This is a genomic window from Paenibacillus sp. SAF-068 (genome assembly GCF_051967555.1).
Taxonomy (GTDB): domain Bacteria; phylum Bacillota; class Bacilli; order Paenibacillales; family Paenibacillaceae; genus Paenibacillus.
This window is the reverse complement of record NZ_JBQCJX010000008.1, coordinates 147,533-166,119: the sequence shown is the minus strand read 5'-3', so window position 1 is coordinate 166,119 and position 18,587 is coordinate 147,533. Positions and strand designations below refer to the sequence as shown.

The following is an 18,587-nucleotide window of genomic DNA, read 5'->3' as shown; positions in this document are numbered from 1 at the left end:
GTGGCCAAACGCATCAGACTGTAAATCTGCTCCCGTACGGGTTCGGTGGTTCGAATCCATCATCCTCCACCAGTTTTATGAGTCATTAGCTCAGTTGGTAGAGCACCTGACTTTTAATCAGGGTGTCGAAGGTTCGAGCCCTTCATGACTCATCTTTAGAAAAAGAGTGATTAATCATTAATTTGATTAGTCGCTCTTTTTTGTTGTGTGATTTTTACGGAATATGGATATTTATTAATGCTGTGCAAGATATGATAAACTAATAGAAAACATGCAGAGTGGTGACGTTCATTATATGAAGCTCATACCTGATTTAAAACAGCAAATTGAAATCATTATAGGCACAACCTTGGATGAATATGAAATTACTATAGAAGAGTGGGCACAGTCCGTTGCGAATCTGACTGGTCTTCATGAGAATTCAGATACCTTTGGCGACGAAGAAGAGAGTCAGGAGATGTCTGAACAATCTACATCTCCAACTTCATCTGATGTGATCAGTTTGAATACGGGAGAACGTATATTTTTTAAGGTTCAAATGAATGAAAAAGAAGAGACCGTGGTATGTTGGGGATGTTCTGCAGGCTCTATCACTAAGGAGAGACGAAGATTTATTGAGCTTTTGATCCGTACTAACATGGGACTATCCGATGTGGCACAGCCTGTTGTATATGAGAATGATAGGGAGCAATATTTGACTGAACTGGGTCTCTGGCTTAAAGAGCAGATCGAAGAACCAACCAAGAAGGAATCTGAAGCGGTCCCTGATCGCTTTGTGGTACCTGCAGGATTAAATGTGGAGAAGATTCTGTTCTTGCTACAAGGGGATACACCGGATGCACATCGTTTACGGTCCAAGGAACTCAACAAGTTGCTTGAAAGTTATTTCGGCGAGGAGATTGTCTTGATTCCTTTAGGGGAGCAAGAATGGATTTTCATGGGCGATAAAGAAATTGTAACAGAAGAAGCCGAGGAAGATACAACGGAAGCCAAGAAGGATTCATTGAACGCTTTTTGTCTAGGGTTGCATGAGTTGGTTGCCAGTGAATGGGCTGGGGTGTTCCATCTGTCTGCTTCCCTGCCATGTATTCCCGCACAACAACTAGTACCAGTGACAGCTCTTCTTAAAGAAAGTGTTCACTTGGGGAGAGCATTCCATGTTACGCAGCATATTCACCTCCCATGGGATCTGCATTTGGAACGGTTAGTAGCGAGTATTCCAGATACGCAACGGATACGGTTTATACAGGAAACAGGCAAAGATACGTTAATCTTCAATGACAGTGAGACCCTTGCTACGCTGGAGACCTTTTTTAGCCTGGATTGTAATGTGAGCGAGACAGCCAAACGACTTTTTATTCATCGCAATACGTTAGTCTATCGTCTGGACAAGATCAAACAGGAGATTGGTTACGATGTAAGGCACTTCGAAAGTGCTGTTCTAGTGCAGTTTTTGCTGCTTATGTACAAAGTGACGAAAAAGCATTGATATTTTTGTGCAGTTTGCGAATAGTCAAACCTCATGCAGATAGGGTAATATAAAAATACAAATTGTATTCGATTACAAAATGATCTCTGAGGAGGCAACAATCATGGCTGGAGTACGTTTAGAGCATATTTTCAAAAAATACCCGGGTTCTGATAAAGCAACTGTAGTTGACATTAACCTGGACATTAAAGATAAAGAATTTCTGGTATTGGTAGGTCCGTCCGGTTGTGGTAAATCAACAACACTGCGTATGATCGCAGGCCTTGAGGAAATTTCTGAAGGTAAACTCTATATCGGTGACCGTGTCGTTAATGATGTTGCACCTAAAGACCGCGATATCGCGATGGTATTCCAATCCTATGCCTTGTATCCGCATATGAGCGTATATCAAAACATGGCGTTTGGTCTGAAATTGCGTAAGGTCAAAAAAGATGAGATCGACAAACGTGTACGTGAAGCAGCTAAAATCCTGGATATCGAGCACTTGCTTGAGCGTAAACCTAAGGCATTGTCCGGTGGTCAACGTCAGCGTGTCGCTCTAGGACGTGCGATTGTCCGTGATCCACAAGTCTTCTTGATGGATGAACCTCTCTCCAACTTGGATGCTAAACTTCGTGGTCAGATGCGTGCGGAAATCACTAAACTGGCTAAGCGTTTGGAAACAACAGTTATCTACGTAACGCATGACCAAATCGAAGCAATGACGATGGGTGATCGGATCGTAGTTATGAAGGATGGTATCATCCAACAAGCAGCTTCTCCGGAAGAGTTGTATAACCTGCCGGCTAACCTGTTCGTGGCTGGTTTCATCGGTTCCCCGACAATGAACTTTATCTCGGGTAAATTGGCTGAGCAAGGTGCTAACCTGCACTTCGTAGCTCCAGGCGTGGACGTTGAAATCCCGCAAGGTAAAGCACAAGTGTTGAAATCTAGAGGATACATTGGTAAAGAAGTCATTCTGGGTGTTCGTCCAGAAGACATTCACGAAGAGCCAGTATTCCTGGAAGCATCCCCGAACTCTGTATTCTCTACTCACGTAGATGTAACAGAGAACCTCGGTCACGAAATGCTCCTCTACTTGAGCGGTGTAGGTAACGATACTACAATCGCGCGTGTAGACGGACGTTCTAACACTCGTGATGGTTCTACAGTTAAAATGGCCATCGACATGAACAAAGTTCATATCTTTGACAAAGAGACTGAAGTAAACGTACTTCTTCAAGACTAATATTGCTGGGATTCCTCGGTAACGATGGAACCTGACAGTTATGCAATTATACATTGTAATGAGAGCCCCTTCCGTTATTGCTGGAAGGGGCTTTTTTAAGACTTTAATATAGAAGTTTGCAGCAGGCTGAAAAATATTGATAATCGCAGAAAAGCAGCCGATACACCATGATTGTGGCATTTATACTCGTACGTCGATCAGAAGACTTTTCTTAATAATGCTTGTCGGAGGCTGCGATTGCATTCATCCCCGAATTCATTTAAGATTATTTGAAGGTCTGTCTTCATATATTTGAGAGAATAGACTGCTGGAAGGGTATGCATCTGTACCCCATGTTGTGAATGCGCTAATAATGGAAAGAACTGATACCCGATCTGATGTACATAGAGGCACAGCGAATGCTGAAAGGAAGAGACAAATGGCGAAAAAAGTGAAAGTATCCGAATTGGTGCAGCAGTTTCAGTTGGAGGTTGTTTCTGGATCTCACGGACTGAAAAGAGTCATTACGGTAGATGATCTAAACCGTCCTGGTCTGGAAATGGCCGGTTATTTTGAATACCATCCACAAGAACGCGTACAGTTGCTTGGAAGAACGGAGCTTGCCTTTTTTGCAATGTTACCGGAGCAAGAACGTCGTGATCGTATGCAACGTCTTTGTACGGAAGAGACACCTTGTATCGTAGTGACACGCGGACTTGAAGTGCCGCAAGAACTGATTGATATTAGTGAAGAACGGGATTTGGCTGTACTTCGCAGTAATATGGCAACAACCATTTTGTCCAGCCGGATCACCGGATTTTTGGAGGGCAAATTAGCACCAACAGCGACCATCCACGGTGTACTTTGTGATGTCTATGGCGTAGGTATGCTAATCACAGGTAGTAGCGGTATAGGTAAGAGTGAAACAGCACTTGAATTGGTTAAGCGTGGACACCGACTGATTGCCGATGATGCGGTAGAGATCCGCCAAACGTCAGACTTTCAGTTGCACGGTACTGCACCTGAATTGATTCGCCACTTGCTCGAAATTCGAGGTGTCGGCATTATCAACGTCATGACATTGTTCGGAGCTGGTGCGGTCCGGAATAATAAACGGATTACCTTGGTTGTTCGTCTGGAAGCATGGCAGCAGGATAAACAATATGATCGTCTGGGTCTGGATGAAGAGACTACACGCATCATTGATACGGATGTGCCACTTGTTACGATTCCTGTTCGTCCGGGACGGAACTTGGCGGTTATTATTGAAGTAGCCGGTATGAATTATCGACTGAAACAGATGGGTCTTAATGCTGCGCTGCAATTCACGAACAAGCTGACAGCAACCATCTCGGAAGATATGGAAGACATGGATTAAGAAACATTTCATACAAGGAAATGAAGATAGATGGTTGACATGTACTGCTCTCTTAAGACGCAGGGCATGCCAACCATTCGCATGTGTGCGATTGATCGAATAAATAGGAGTGTGAATGAATGGATACATTATTACTGTTGAACCCGATTGCGTTCTCTATTGGAGCGTTGAAGGTTCACTGGTACGGGCTTATTCTTGGTGCCGCGGCGCTTATAGGACTACTGCTCGTAATCCGGGAGGGCAAACGCTACAATATCCCACAGGAAGTATTCATGGACATGGTCCTGCTGGGCGTGCCTTCTGCCATCATTGGTGCCCGCATCTACTATGTCGCATTTAAGTGGGAAGATTATAAGGATAATTTCTGGGATGTCTTTAAAATATGGAATGGCGGTATCGCCATCTATGGAGCCCTTATTGGTGCAATCATCTGTGCAGTTATTTTCTTCCGTCGTAAAGGGTATAACTTCTGGCGTATGGCCGATATTTGTGCGCCTGGACTGATTGTTGGGCAGATGATCGGACGTTGGGGGAACTTTGTGAATCAGGAAGCCTACGGCGGTCCTGTGGAAGATTCATTTTTGAGAGACAAGCTTCATCTGCCGGACTTTATTGTGAATCAAATGAATGTAGATGGCGTATTCCATCATCCTGCTTTTTTGTATGAGTCGATATGGAGTCTCGCGGGTCTAATCTTGCTGCTGGTTCTGCGTCGCCAGAAGTTTCTGCGTTCAGGTGAACTGTTCATGTCTTATTTCATCTGGTACTCTATCGGTCGGTTCTTCATTGAGGCATTGCGTACGGACAGTCTGGGCTTCCAGGCTCCGCAATGGGTTGCTTCATTAGTGAACGGGCTGTGGTCTCCAATGACGGCGATGGGCTTCGAACAAGGATATCTTGATCCTGCTTATGGCAACGTAAGAATCTCGCAACTGCTCGCTATTGGCATCATTATTGTTGCTGTTGTATTCATTGTGGTGCGGAGAGTGACAGGCAAAGCGGATGTTCGTTATAGTGATCCAATTGTTTCGTCCAAAGTTACCTCAGATGATATGGAGCATACGGGAACAGTCACTGGCAAAGAGAGCAAGGTAACACCTCCAGCCAAAGATGATCCGAAGCAAGTTGATGATAAAAAGGAGTAATGCAACATGATTGACACGGTATTGTTCGATCTGGACGGGACCATTATTGATACCAATGAACTGATTATCAGCTCATTCCAGCATGTCATGGGGGGATGGGAGCATTCAGCTCCATGGACACGTGAGCAGATCATTCCGCATATGGGTGGCACACTGGAGCAGCAAATGCGTACCTTTTCTGGCCAGGAGGAAGTCTCCGAGTACGTGAAAGGTTATCGCGCCTATAATGACATCCATCATGAAGCGATGGTTAGACCTTTTCCACACGTTATTGAGGTGGTAGAGGCGCTGCATCAGGCTGGTATCGTGATGGGTGTGGTGACAACCAAAATACGTCCATCTACATTAAAGGTACTGGAGCGTTTTGACCTACTGAAGTACATGAAGACAATTGTAACAGTGACCGATGTGACGAATCCGAAGCCACATGCCGAGCCTGTACTGAAAGCCATGGCGGAACTGGGTTCAGATCCTGCTAAAACGCTGATGGTAGGTGATAGTCCTGTGGATATCCAATCGGCACAGAATGCGGGCGCGCTCTCGGCAGGGGTTGCATGGTCTCTTAAAGGAGAAACGATCCTAAGTGGATATGGGCCCGATCACATGCTGCATGATATGAGAGATTTGTTAAAACTCATTGGTATTGAAACGGGACGTTCATGAGAAAAGTAACCCGCTATCCGGTAGAGGACCAGAATGCACTTTGGCATATCTACAAGACAGTGAGTCCGTGGAAGGGCGTTCGTAATTTTATCTGGATCCAGTTGTCACGCTACTGTCCGATCCTATCAGTGAAGAACTGGATTTACCGCCGAATGCTCGGTATGAAGGTGGGCAAACACACAGCCTTTGGCCTGATGGTGATGGTGGATGTTTTTTTTCCGGAGAAAATAACGGTCGGCGAAAACTCGGTCATCGGTTATAACACAACGATTCTCGCTCATGAGTATCTCATTAAGGAGTACAGGCTCGGTGAGGTGATTATCGGGGAAAATGTACTGATTGGTGCCAATACAACGATTCTGCCTGGGGTAACCATAGGAGATGGAGCGGTTGTGGCCGCTGGGGCTGTCGTACATAAGGATGTTGCACCAGGAGCTTTTGTTGGAGGTAATCCACTCCGTGATTTATCCCGTGCCGCAGCTTCCAAGGAAGAGACGGTCTTTAATACGGATGATTCTTCTCAGGGCAGTGTGCATTAAGTCAATAACGTAATGAATGAAGCTGAGTCGAAGTAAAAAGCTGCTGATGGCAGCTTTTTTCGTATATAAATACAGATTGGTGAAGGTAACGTTGTGTATACAAAACGATATGCCTATCCTAGGACTATCAAGCTTTGGCATTGTTGACGGTAGTGCGGATTTCATGTTATCATATCCCATATCCTTTAGTTTGTTAGCACTTTACCATGTGAAAGTATTGTTGGGGAAATTAAACATGATAAAGGTTGAACTAAACCAATAGTTGAAGGCTTTCTGAAGCAATACGGTGATTCAGGGTTACAAGATAGAATGGGGATTTACACCTACATAAATCCTGTTGAAATAGAACGAGCACCAATCTTAAATTACTGACTCGGGGTGAATAATACCAATGTCCAAACCAAAAGGATTTGAAAAACCGACCGGATTTCGCGACTATACACCACATGTAGTATCCAAGCTACGGACGATTGAGCGGAATGTATTGGAATGTATGGAACGCTGGGGTTACCGTCAGATCATCACACCAACGATTGAATATTACGACACGGTAGGTGTAGCAAGCTCTACATCCGATCGCAAATTGTTTAAATTGCTGAATAGCCGGGGGACCACACTGGTACTCCGATCGGACCTAACGGCTCCCATTGCACGTGTTGTTTCATCCATGCTCAAAGATGAGCAGTTACCGCTGCGTCTGTCCTATCATGCGAATGTATTCCGTTCCATTGAAGAGGAAGCTGGGCGTGAGGCTGAATTCTTCCAGACAGGCGTGGAGCTGGTTGGAGACGATTCACCTGAAGCGGATGCAGAAGTGGTTGCGTTAGCGATCGCCTCTTTGCAGGCAGCGGGCGTTTCTTCTTTTAAAATAGCGATGGGTCATATGGGGTTCCTGAATGGATTACTGGAGGAAGTGATTCCAGGCCAGACAGCTGAGCAGGAGCAATTGAAGGAAGGGCTGCTCGGACGTGATTATGTGGGCTATCGTCAGTCCATTGAAGCATTGAATCTGGAGCCTAAGTTAAAAGAACAGCTTGAAGCGATCCTGCGTCTGCGCGGTGGCAAGGAAGTCTGCACACATGCAGTAGAACTAAGTTCAAGCGCTGAAGCAGCACAGTCAATTGCACATCTGTGTGCAGTATTCGAAGTGTTGGAGGCGTACGGTGTATCCGAACATGTGCTGATTGATCTGACGATGATCGGTGATTTCTCCTATTATACGGGCATGACGTTTGAGGGATATGCAGCAGAACTGGGGTCTCCGGTATGTAGCGGCGGGCGGTATGACAACCTGTTACAGCAATTCGGGCGTTCGTTGCCAGCTACAGGGTTTGCACTGAAAACAAACCGGATTATTGATGGCGTTCACGGCATTACCATTGAAGAGAAGAAACCGGTAATTATCCAATATAACCCGAAACGTCGGGCCGAGGCTCTAACAGAAGCAGCAAGATTGCGCAGTATGGGACAAAATGTAGTGACACTCCTTCTCCCTGAAGACGGGGTTGGGGCAAATACTGTATCTGCTGGCGCAACAACCGTTCAGGCTGAACAGGTTATTACTTACGGATCTGATGAAGGAGGTCGCTGAGATGTCGGATATTCTAAAAGTGGCTATGCCGAAGGGCCGAATCTATAAAAAAGCCTCCAAATTGTTCCGTGAAGCGGGGCTGGATATTCCAGAAGACGTGGACGATACACGCAGATTGGTCATTGAGGTACCGGAAGCGGGAATGGAATTCATTATGGCGAAGCCAGTAGATGTTCCAACCTATGTGGAGTATGGTGTTGCTGATATCGGAATTGTTGGTAAAGACGTGTTGCTGGAGGAGAATCGGGACGTGTACGAACTGTTGAATCTGGGAATCGCCCAGTGCCGGATGTCTGTGATTGGACTTCCCGACTGGAAGCCAGGCATTCAGCAACGTGTTGCAACGAAGTACCCGAGGATTGCTTCACAGTATTTCCGGGAGCAGGGGCAGCAGGTCGAGGTAATCAAGCTGAATGGTTCCATTGAGCTTGCGCCCCTCATTGGTCTGGCAGATCGAATCGTCGATCTGGTGGAGACGGGTCAGACGCTGCGTGAGAACGGTTTGGTAGAGATGACAGGCATTCTGGACATTACCAGCCGTCTTATCGCCAATCGGGTAAGTTATCGGATGAAAAATGCACGAATCCAGGCTTTGTGCGATGCACTTCAGCAGGTTATACCGGCATCGAATGAGATCTCGGCGGGAAGCCTTCGGGGATGAGTTACTGATACAAGGACTGCAAGGTAGCAAGGAACCGGAAATGGAGCAACGGAAATAACAAAAAAATGAAATAATAGAAGCAAGAAACGATAGAAGCAAGAAACGAGAAAAATCAGAATCGAATTAGCTATAAGATGTCAGGCATTACAGGGGATAAGGAGGTTGTACACATGAAAATTGTACCTGCACTGGAGTTTGATCTAAAGCGGGAAGTGGAGTATGGCACGCCGGAGCAAAATGAAACGGTACGGCGTATTGTCAGCGACATTCGCCGTGAGGGTGATGCGGCACTGCTGCGTTACACGGAGCAGCTGGACCGCACGAAGTTGACGGCCGCGGAATTGCGCGTGCCGCAGGAAGAGCTGCAGGCGGCTTATGCAGCCGTGGAGCCATCCTTTGTGACGGCGATTCGGCAAGCCGCCGCCAACATTCGTGCGTTTCACGAGAAGCAGAAACGCAACTCGTGGATGGATTGGCAGCCGGACGGCAGTCTGCTGGGCCAGGTCATCCGACCGCTGAAGCGGGTCGGGGTGTATGTACCTGGCGGCAAAGCAGCGTATCCATCGTCTGTGCTGATGAATGTGATTCCGGCACAGGTGGCAGGCGTGCCGGAGATTGTTCTCGTGACGCCGCCGTCTACCAACGGTGGCGAAGGTATTAACCCGTACATTCTCGTTGCTGCCGCGGAAGCAGGCGTGAGCGAGATGTACCGGGTGGGCGGCGCTCAAGCCATCGCCGCCCTGGCTTACGGCACGGAGAGCATCGCTCCGGTCGACAAGATCTGTGGACCGGGCAATATTTTCGTGGCGCTCGCGAAGCGCGAGGTGTACGGTGCGGTCGATATCGATAGTATCGCCGGGCCGAGTGAGATTGTGGTGCTCGCCGATGATACGGCGAATCCGGTGTATGTCGCCGCCGACCTGTTGTCGCAGGCGGAACATGACGAGATGGCATCGGCCATTCTCGTCACGAATTCGGCCACGCTGGCGGAAGCCGTGCAGGGCGAAGTGCAGCGGCAGCTTGAAGTGCTGCCGCGGCGCGATATCGCTGCTGCTTCGGTAGAGCAATACGGCGCAATTATTGTGGTCGATTCCATTGATGAGGGGATCGATGTGGTGAACCGGCTCGCACCGGAGCATCTGGAGATCATGGTGCAGGAGCCGATGGCATACGCTGGCCGGATCGAGAATGCCGGCGCGATCTTCCTTGGTCCGTACAGTTCGGAGCCGGTAGGGGATTACTTTGCAGGACCCAATCACATTATTCCGACCAATGGAACGGCACGATTCAGTTCGCCCGTGGACGTGGATGATTTTATCAAGAAGTCGAGTCTGATCTATTATAGTAAAGAAGCGCTGCTGCAGAATGGAGCGGCTATTATAGAGTTGGCCCGCCATGAGGGTTTTGAAGGACATGCCCGTGCAATCGCTGTACGGTTAGAACAGGAAGGAAAGGCGGAATCGGACAATGGATAAGCAAAATGGTGTGGAACTTGAAAACAAAGGTGCAGTGCGCCAAGCAGAGGTTGATCGCAAAACGAACGAGACCAATATCCAATTGGCCTTTAATGTAGACGGAACAGGACAATCCACGATTGAAACGGATGTGCCCTTCCTAAACCATATGCTCGATCTGTTCACGAAGCATGGACAATTCGACCTGAACGTGCAGGCCCGTGGAGATATTGATATTGACGATCACCACACGGTTGAAGACATCGGAATTTGTCTAGGACAGACGTTGCGAGAAGCGTTGGGTGACAAACGCGGTATTAAGCGTTACGCCAGTGTTTTTGTCCCGATGGACGAGGCACTCGCTCAGGTTATTATTGATGTGAGCAACCGACCTCACTTTGAATACCGTGCAGAATACCCTTCCCAACAGGTAGGCAGTTTCTCTACAGAGTTGGTACATGAATTCCTGTGGAAATTGGCGCTGGAAGCTCGGATTACGTTGCATGTCATTGTGCACTATGGTCAGAATACCCACCACATGATTGAAGCAATCTTTAAGGCATTGGGACGTGCACTGGATGAAGCAACGATGATTGATCCACGTGTAACTGGTGTGCCTTCCACGAAAGGAGTGCTGTAGACGATGGCGATTGCAATTGTCGATTACGGTATGGGTAACCTGCACAGCGTCGGCAAAGCGGTCGAACGTCTTGGCTACGAGGCGCTGGTCACGGGTGACCGCCAAGAGATTCTTGGTGCAGATGGTGTCATCCTGCCAGGCGTAGGTGCTTTTGGTGATGCGATGGTTCATCTGCGGGAGAGTGGACTGGATACGGTGGTGAAGGAAGCTGCTGCCGGGTCTAATCCACTGCTTGGTATCTGTCTGGGGATGCAGTTGTTGTTCAGCTCAAGTGAAGAGCATGGCGAGCATGAGGGACTGGATATTTTGCCAGGTAAAGTAGTGCGTTTCGCACCAGGAGAATTGAAGGTTCCTCATATGGGATGGAACCGTTTGGAATTCCTGCACGGTGAAAATCCGCTATTTACGGGGCTTGAGGCAGGACACGTCTATTTTGTCCATTCCTATCATGCACTTACTGACAACAGGGACGATCTGCTGGCGGTAACGGATTACGGACATCCGGTGACAGCCATTGTAGGCAGAGGATCCAACTTCGGCATGCAATTCCACCCGGAGAAAAGCGGAGAGCTTGGCATGAAGCTGCTCGGTAACTTCCTGGCTCTGACAGGAGCACCTGTACAAAGGTAAACAATCATCTCTCTTAATTATAGAAAGCGTACAAATCTAATTCATATTCAGGAGGCCTTGTATGTCATCTTTTATCCTATATCCGGCGATTGATATCCGGGACGGCAAATGTGTAAGACTGGTGCAGGGAGATTATAATCAGGAGACCGTGTATAACGATGACCCGGTTCAAGTGGCTCTATCTTGGGAGAAGCAAGGCGGTACATACGTGCATCTGGTGGATCTGGACGGGGCCAAAGCGGGCCATCCTGTTAACGATGAGCTGATCGGACGCATTGCCTCGGCTGTGAACGTACCTGTTCAGGTGGGCGGCGGACTTCGTACAGTAGCGGATGTAGAGCGTTTGCTGGGTCTGGGTGTTAGTCGGCTGATTATTGGAACAGCAGCCATTGAGGATCGTGCTTTTACAGAGGAAGTACTGGGACGTTACGGCGACAAAGTGGCAATCGGTATCGACGCTCGTAATGGTTATGTGGCCACTCGCGGATGGCTGGAAACATCAGAAGTACAGGCAGAGGTGCTCGCGAAGGAATTGGCGGCGTATGGGGCAGAAACGTTTATCTTTACGGATATTTCCCGTGATGGCATGATGCAGGGTCCTAATGTGGAAGCGATTGTATCTCTAGCCAAGGCCAGCGGACGGACGGTCATTGCTTCCGGCGGTGTGAGTGTAATGGATGATTTGCTTCGTCTGAGTCGTCATGCGGATGATGGTGTTGGTGGAGCCATCGTGGGTAAAGCACTGTATACAGGAAGCATTGATCTGTCTGAAGCGGTACGTGCGGTAAATAAGTAAGGCATATTCGGATAGAGAGGATGAGGTAGCATGCTGGCAAAAAGAATCATTCCCTGTCTGGACGTGAAGGACGGCCGGGTCGTCAAAGGCGTCAACTTCGTCAATCTCCGCGATGCGGGTGATCCGGTAGAGCTGGCGGCACTATATGACCGCGAGGGCGCGGATGAACTGGTATTTCTCGATATCTCCGCTTCGGTAGAAGGTCGCGAAACGATGGAAGAAGTCGTGCGGCAGACGGCTGGCGAGATCGCTATTCCTTTTACGGTAGGCGGCGGTATCTCCAAGGTGGAGGACATGAAGCGGATTCTCCGTGCAGGAGCGGATAAAATTGCAGTGAATACAGCCGCGGTACTTAATCCGCAGTTGATTGCAGATGGTGCGCGTCGCTTTGGCTCGCAGTGTATCGTGGTAGCGATCGATGCCAAGTATAACGAAGCTTGGGGCGAGTGGGAGGTCTATACACATGGTGGACGGAAACCCGCCGGCATCAAGGCGCTGGAATGGGTTAAACAGGCTGAGAGCTTGGGCGCGGGAGAGATTCTGCTAACCAGTATGGACGCGGACGGAACAAAAGACGGCTTCGATCTGAAGCTGACGGCAGCAGTATCTGAATCTGTGCGTATTCCGGTTATCGCATCGGGCGGTGCGGGCAAGGAATCCCATTTCTATGATATATTCACCACAGGCAAAGCGGATGCAGGGCTGGCCGCAACGATTTTCCATTACAAAGAAATCGCCGTACCGGCGTTAAAACAACATTTGAGAGAACAAGGGGTGGAGATCCGTGACTAAAGTGAGCGATGAAATCAAGGAACAGTTATCCTTGGAGCAGGTTGTGGAACACATTCGTTGGAGTGACGGTTTGGTTCCTGCGATTGTACAGGATGTGGATACTCGGAAAGTCTTAATGATGGCTTATATGAATCGCGAATCTCTGAAGTTATCGCTTGAATCCGGTGAAACCTGGTTCTGGTCACGCTCGCGTCAAGAGCTGTGGCATAAAGGGGCAACATCTGGCAATGTGCAGACCATTACTTCCCTGAAATATGATTGTGACGGTGATACCTTGTTGGTTGAGGTCAAACCGAACGGTCCTGCTTGTCATACCGGTGAGGTAACATGTTTCCATAATGAGATCATTGGTTTGCCAGAGAAATCGGCGGATAAGGCTTCGGATGAAGCGGGGGCGGAATCTGCTTCGGCAAGTTCCGGTGCCGAAAGCCGCTTCGAGGTATTGGCTGAACTGGAATCTGTTATTGCAGAGCGTGAACGTGAGCGTCCTGAGGGTGCGTATACTACGTATCTATTTGATAAAGGTGTAGACAAAATATTGAAAAAAATCGGTGAAGAAGCATCCGAAACGATCATCGCCGCCAAAAATAAAGATAATGACGAGCTTCGTCTGGAAGTCAGTGACCTGATGTATCACCTGCTCGTCCTGTTACAAGAACGCAAGCTGCCGCTGGACGACATTATGTCAGAGCTGAGCCGCCGTCATGAACGGCCTCGCCGCGATTAGGAGGCGAGTGTCGTGCGTATAGATTATCACACACACCATGAGCGGTGTGGACATGCCGTTGGCAAACTGGAAGAGTACGTGCAGCGTGGTGTGGAGATCGGACTATCCCAGATCGGATTGTCCGATCACATGCCCTTATTGCATGTCGATCCGGCTCAATATTATCCGGAAATGGCGATGCCTATGGATGAACTGCCACGTTATGTGGAGGAGTGTTTCTCCCTGAAGGAACGTTACCGTGGGCAGATTGACGTACGTGTGGGTCTGGAAGGTGACTATATTGAAGGCTGGGAAACAGAGATCCGAGCGATCATTGAGCGTTATCCATGGGATTATGTGATTGGCTCCGTTCATTTCCTGGGAGAATGGGACATTACGGATTTCCGCCAGACCCATCACTGGGAGGGCAAAGACATCCTTGAAGTATATCGTCAGTATTATGATGCCGTAAGCAAGGCAGCTGCGACGGGCATGTATGATATCATGGGCCACACGGATGTCATTAAACGGTTCGGCTATGTTCCTTCAACGGAGCAAACAGAAGAACGTATCTCACTGGAGAACGCAGCGCTGCAGGCTATTGCCAAAAGTGGCTGTGCCATGGAGCTAAATGCTTCCGGGTTATCCAAGCCTTGTGCCGAGATGTTTCCTAGTCGAAGAATGCTGACGGAGGCCATCCAATTGGATATTCCACTAACCATGGGCTCTGATGCACATGATCCACTCAAACTGGGCGATTATTTGCCTGAAGCTGAAGCACTTTTACATGAATTGGGTTGTACGGAAGTTGCTGTTTTTGAAGGCCGTCATCGCTCGTTCATTCCTTTAAATGTATAAGCCAGTGGAGTATAATGAGGGTAGGAAATAACCTTATAACGGTAGTTCAAAAAGTCCGCTTTTGATTACGGATGATGCCTAAAGGCATCATTAGCATCGAATATGGAATTCAGCCGAAATAGGTGGATGCTCACGAAGTATGTTTCCTCTGGAAACATTGTGGTTGCTCACGTAGTTTTCTCCTACGCTCCGCTACTCCATTTCTAGCTTTATCCCATCTTCTCGGTACTGAAAACCGGTCTTTTTGAACACTCACTTTTAGATAAGGGATTATATAGGGGCTTCAACCCTCGGGAGGGCATTATGCAGCATTCGTTACGTATTTTTTCCGGTTCATCGAACCCTAAGCTGGCAGAACAGGTATGTGACAAGCTGGGAGTACAACTGGGCAAGATCAAGCTGTCCCGGTTCAAGAGCGGAGAAATATACGTTCATTATGAAGAAACGATCCGTAATTGTGATGTGTTTCTGGTACAGTCATTGTCTCATCCGATTAATGAGCTGTTTGTTGAGCTGCTTGTGATGATTGATGCCGCGAAAAGGGCTTCTGCGCGCACGGTGAACATTATTGTTCCTTATTACGGTTATGCTCGTCAAGAGCGTAAATCTGCTCCACGGGAGCCGATCTCGGCCAAGATGGTAGCTGATGTATTAACTACGGCTGGCGCCAATCGGGTGGTAACGATCGACCTGCATGCAGCGGCCATTCAGGGCTTCTTCAACATTCCGGTTGACCATATGACATCGCTGGACCTGATCAGTGATTATCTGTTAAGCAAAGGGATTGAGAACCCTGTCGTGGTCTCCCCTGATGCGGGACGAGCATCGATGGCAGAGAAGCTGGCCAATCGTCTGGATTCTCCATTTGCCATAATGATCAAGAAACGTCCAAGCCATAATGAATCCGTGATTACCCATGTCATTGGTGATGTCGAAGGGCGCACACCTATTATTATTGAGGATCTGATCGACACCGGAACAACCATTCTGAATGTTGTGGAAGGGTTGAAGGAACGCGGTTCCAAAAATGTATATGTATGTGCAACACACGGATTGTTTTCGGATGGGGCAGTAAGTAAATTGAATCACCCGTCTATTGAAGAAGTGGTGGTTACGGACTCGATCGCACTGCCAAATGACCACCCTGAATGCTTCAAAGTGTTACCTGTTGCACCAATGCTGGCCCGCGCCGTACGCATTATTGTGGATGGTGGCTCCATGGCCACATTGTTTAAGGATTCTGGTATTTAGAGCGTGAAGGATACAACGGTGTGCTGCCAGATGGGCTATTCCGTGTCTGAGTTGTTGTCTGCTCAGCACGGTTTTTTTGTTTTGACTCTGTGAACTCAATTCTTGCTTTGCTGCTCCGAGGCTTGTGCTATAATAACATAAAATCAGTTATGATAGCGTTATCATGTAGTGTTCGTCCCTAAGGCGGGATGGATGCTGAACAGTAGAACCACGGCTGAGAACATTGGCATCGTGGAGTGAGGAGTGGGGTCTATTGTCTCGTAATTGGTACTACCGGTTATTGTTCTCGTATTTCCCAATATTTTTTCTTACGGTGAGCATACTCATTTTCATCGCGTTTGTTTTCATCAATGATATCTCTAAAGAGGAAACAAAAAAAGCAGACCGGATCTCCTCCAGCTACATGATAGACACCGTGGATCGCACAATCAGGGGTATTGAACTATCCATCCTGGAAACGGTACAGAGTCAGGAGGCATACAGGCTCTATTTTAATAACACAAACGAGACCAGCTCGGACTCAGTGTATGCAATTGCACAGAGCTTACGGGAGCTAACCAATTCGTCTTCATGGATTCAATCCATCTATCTATACGACAAGCGAAATCAACATGTTCTGACCGTAAGTGGTTCCAGAGAAGCGGAAAGTTTCTTGGATAAGGCATGGATTGACCAGATGGGTACCGGTTCTATCAGTTCAGGCTGGCAGCCAGTCCGGGAATTCGATACGGAGTCTGTTCAACGTACTCCTATTCGCGTATTAACCGTGAACAAGGATATGCCTTTGCCTTTTGGTTCTCAGGGCACATTGGTCATTAATATTAAGATGAGCAGCATTGAACAAAGTGTAGATAGTATGGTTAATGGTCAGCTCTCATTCCTGACGATTACGGATCGGGACGGTAAGGTTGTGTATAATGCACACTCGGACCAAGAGGGCTCGATCGACGGTCAGGAATTGAACAGGCTGCCGCTGGAAAGACTGGGCTGGACCATATCCAGTGGAATTAAGGCCGGCAACTTATTTGGCTGGGTATCTGTCGTATCTTATGTTTGGGTAATCATTGCTATTGTGACTGTCATCTGTGCGATTGTGTATATCGTGTATATTACACGCCGTAACTATAAACCCATTCAGATCATCATGAACCGAATTGAGTCTCATCAGATTCGGGCGTTTGAATCCTCGGGCGCTCGGACGGATGAGATGAAGATGATTGACGGAGTGCTTGAGAATCTGATTAATCATATGATGGATTATGACAAGAAAAGCATGGAAAATGTACTCATGCAGCGCAGCAAGTTGTTCAATGCCCTGTTACATGGGGAACATGTCGAAAATGCAGAAGAACAATTAAAAGAGCTCTCTCCACTAGATGACGTTCATGAATTGTCACACTTTGTCGTTGTTGTTGGTGATATTAACCGTTATGAGAAGGGATTTCAGGAGAGGTACACGAGAGGTGAACAAAATACGCTGAAGTTTGCCTTGATGAACGTATTACAAGAGCTGTCACGTAATACGGGAGTACAATGCTGGATGGAATGGATTAGTGTAGATCGAATTGCAATCCTTTTTATGTTCAAAGAACAGAATGATAGCGACATGGACATGTCTGGGCAGATTCGTGTTGTAGCAGAGGAATGCAAATCATGGGTAGAACAAAATTTACGCATTTCCTTAAGTTTTGGCATTGGACCTATAGCTCAGGGAATCGGTACAATACGAGATTCCTATGCGGCCGCAGAAGCGGTAATGCATCGCAAACTGTTGATGAATGGAGATGTTGGCCAGGCCGATTGCGGCGAACCACAGCATCCTTTATTGGATACCTATACTTATCTGCAGATGATTGCGGACTTTGTTAAGCGGTTCCGGATGTCGAGTGGACAGTGGCGTGAACAGTTGGAGGAGATTTTTACAGCCTTTGAACAAAACAAACTGCCGGATGACGAGATTCGTTCTCTGATTCAAGCCATGTTACAGATGCTGAGCCGAGAGGTTGCCATGATGTCGGAAGGGCTTCAGGAAGAGCTGTCCGAAGAAAACATCAACAGATGGTTAAGTGCTGTGGAAGAGGCTGAGACGCTTACGGATGTGAAAAGTCTTTTGTTCGATGGTCTGACGGACTTGTTCCGAACGTATGTGGCCGTAACGGAAACCAAGAGTTACAAAGCCATGGTGAACGAAATGAAAAATTATATTGAAGAACAGTTTGCCAATCCTGATCTTTCATTGAAACATCTGAGCGACCGATTCCAGATTACGGGCAAACATGCCAGTTATTTGTTCAAAACAGAATTCAACATGAAGTTTGTTGATTTTGTTACAGAGCTTCGCATGAAGGAGACGGAGCAACTTCTGCTCAATACCGATTACTCTTTGCAGGATATTGCCCTGAAGGTTGGGTATGCGAATGGAATTACATTAGGACGTGTATTTAAACGGGTAACGGGAATTACACCAGGAGATTATCGTCGTTTGAAACGTGAACATCGAGAACCCGAAGAGTAACGCAATTATGATTATATTCTGAGATCTGTACATCAGGATAACACAGGGTGAATTTCATGCAGTCACTTTCCACTAGGAGAGCAGGCTTGCAGAGGTTCGCCTTTTTTCGTTGAACATCTCGGCTCCCCGAGATCGTATGCAACTGTTTTCGCAGGACAGCAAGCATATATTCCTGTTTTTTCCCCGTTTACGAATATAGGCAGTGTGTGAAAATAGTTTATTCGAATGGGGACAGGCAGTTCCGAGTCTTGAGGCGTTGAGAGCCATCATAG

At 47.5% G+C, this 18,587-nt stretch carries 17 protein-coding genes and 1 tRNA gene; all 18 read left to right on the top strand.

Translation table 11 applies throughout. From position 1 onward, the window contains the following. Positions 1-79 precede the first annotated feature (79 nt). Positions 80-152, top strand: a tRNA-Lys gene (locus ACTHPG_RS26470). 143 nt (positions 153-295) lie between these two features. Next, positions 296-1,489 (top strand): PucR family transcriptional regulator, encoded by a 1,194-nt coding sequence (locus ACTHPG_RS26465; protein ID WP_440392345.1) that lies wholly within the window; start codon positions 296-298, stop codon positions 1,487-1,489. 103 nt (positions 1,490-1,592) lie between these two features. Then, positions 1,593-2,717: an ABC transporter ATP-binding protein gene (locus ACTHPG_RS26460; protein WP_062837775.1), complete on the top strand. Its 1,125-nt coding sequence runs from the start codon at positions 1,593-1,595 to the stop codon at positions 2,715-2,717. Between the two features lie 418 nt (positions 2,718-3,135). Next, positions 3,136-4,074, top strand: a complete 939-nt coding sequence (gene hprK, locus ACTHPG_RS26455) for an HPr(Ser) kinase/phosphatase (protein WP_091011999.1) — start codon at positions 3,136-3,138, stop codon at positions 4,072-4,074. Between the two features lie 119 nt (positions 4,075-4,193). Continuing rightward, positions 4,194-5,219 carry a prolipoprotein diacylglyceryl transferase gene (lgt, locus tag ACTHPG_RS26450; protein WP_440392344.1) on the top strand — a complete coding sequence of 342 codons (1,026 nt, stop codon included), beginning with the start codon at positions 4,194-4,196 and terminating at the stop codon, positions 5,217-5,219. A gap of 6 nt (positions 5,220-5,225) precedes the next feature. Further along, entirely contained in the window at positions 5,226-5,882 is a 657-nt protein-coding gene (gene ppaX, locus ACTHPG_RS26445; RefSeq protein ID WP_440392343.1) for a pyrophosphatase PpaX, read from the top strand. Further along, positions 5,879-6,421, top strand: a complete 543-nt coding sequence (locus tag ACTHPG_RS26440; protein ID WP_340965425.1) for an acyltransferase — start codon at positions 5,879-5,881, stop codon at positions 6,419-6,421. Before ppaX ends, ACTHPG_RS26440 begins: the two co-directional genes overlap by 4 nt. A 391-nt stretch (positions 6,422-6,812) precedes the next feature. Beyond that, on the top strand, positions 6,813-8,012 hold the full coding sequence (locus tag ACTHPG_RS26435; RefSeq protein ID WP_440392342.1) for an ATP phosphoribosyltransferase regulatory subunit: 1,200 nt from the start codon (positions 6,813-6,815) through the stop codon (positions 8,010-8,012). Position 8,013: 1 nt separating this feature from the next. Next, positions 8,014-8,673: an ATP phosphoribosyltransferase gene (hisG, locus tag ACTHPG_RS26430; RefSeq protein ID WP_062837770.1), complete on the top strand. Its 660-nt coding sequence runs from the start codon at positions 8,014-8,016 to the stop codon at positions 8,671-8,673. A 170-nt stretch (positions 8,674-8,843) separates the two neighbouring features. Further along, positions 8,844-10,148, top strand: coding sequence for a histidinol dehydrogenase (gene hisD / locus ACTHPG_RS26425; RefSeq protein WP_440392341.1), 1,305 nt, complete (start codon positions 8,844-8,846; stop codon positions 10,146-10,148). Next, on the top strand, positions 10,141-10,767 hold the full coding sequence (gene hisB / locus ACTHPG_RS26420) for an imidazoleglycerol-phosphate dehydratase HisB (protein ID WP_440392340.1): 627 nt from the start codon (positions 10,141-10,143) through the stop codon (positions 10,765-10,767). Before hisD ends, hisB begins: the two co-directional genes overlap by 8 nt. Before the next feature lie 3 nt (positions 10,768-10,770). Beyond that, a complete protein-coding gene (hisH, locus tag ACTHPG_RS26415; RefSeq protein ID WP_440392339.1) occupies positions 10,771-11,397 on the top strand; it encodes an imidazole glycerol phosphate synthase subunit HisH in 627 nt (208 codons plus the stop codon). 61 nt (positions 11,398-11,458) lie between these two features. Continuing rightward, a complete protein-coding gene (hisA, locus tag ACTHPG_RS26410; protein ID WP_047841450.1) occupies positions 11,459-12,193 on the top strand; it encodes a 1-(5-phosphoribosyl)-5-[(5-phosphoribosylamino)methylideneamino]imidazole-4-carboxamide isomerase in 735 nt (244 codons plus the stop codon). A 30-nt stretch (positions 12,194-12,223) separates the two neighbouring features. Further along, complete coding sequence (hisF, locus tag ACTHPG_RS26405; protein WP_440392338.1) at positions 12,224-12,985, top strand: imidazole glycerol phosphate synthase subunit HisF; 762 nt, start codon at positions 12,224-12,226, stop codon at positions 12,983-12,985. Next, positions 12,978-13,712 (top strand): bifunctional phosphoribosyl-AMP cyclohydrolase/phosphoribosyl-ATP diphosphatase HisIE, encoded by a 735-nt coding sequence (gene hisIE, locus ACTHPG_RS26400; protein ID WP_440392337.1) that lies wholly within the window; start codon positions 12,978-12,980, stop codon positions 13,710-13,712. Before hisF ends, hisIE begins: the two co-directional genes overlap by 8 nt. Before the next feature lie 12 nt (positions 13,713-13,724). Continuing rightward, positions 13,725-14,549 (top strand): histidinol-phosphatase HisJ, encoded by an 825-nt coding sequence (hisJ, locus tag ACTHPG_RS26395; protein WP_440392336.1) that lies wholly within the window; start codon positions 13,725-13,727, stop codon positions 14,547-14,549. Between the two features lie 303 nt (positions 14,550-14,852). Next, positions 14,853-15,800 (top strand): ribose-phosphate diphosphokinase, encoded by a 948-nt coding sequence (locus ACTHPG_RS26390; RefSeq protein ID WP_440392335.1) that lies wholly within the window; start codon positions 14,853-14,855, stop codon positions 15,798-15,800. A 253-nt stretch (positions 15,801-16,053) separates the two neighbouring features. Further along, a complete protein-coding gene (locus ACTHPG_RS26385) occupies positions 16,054-18,315 on the top strand; it encodes a helix-turn-helix domain-containing protein (RefSeq protein WP_440392334.1) in 2,262 nt (753 codons plus the stop codon). Positions 18,316-18,587: the final 272 nt, after the last annotated feature.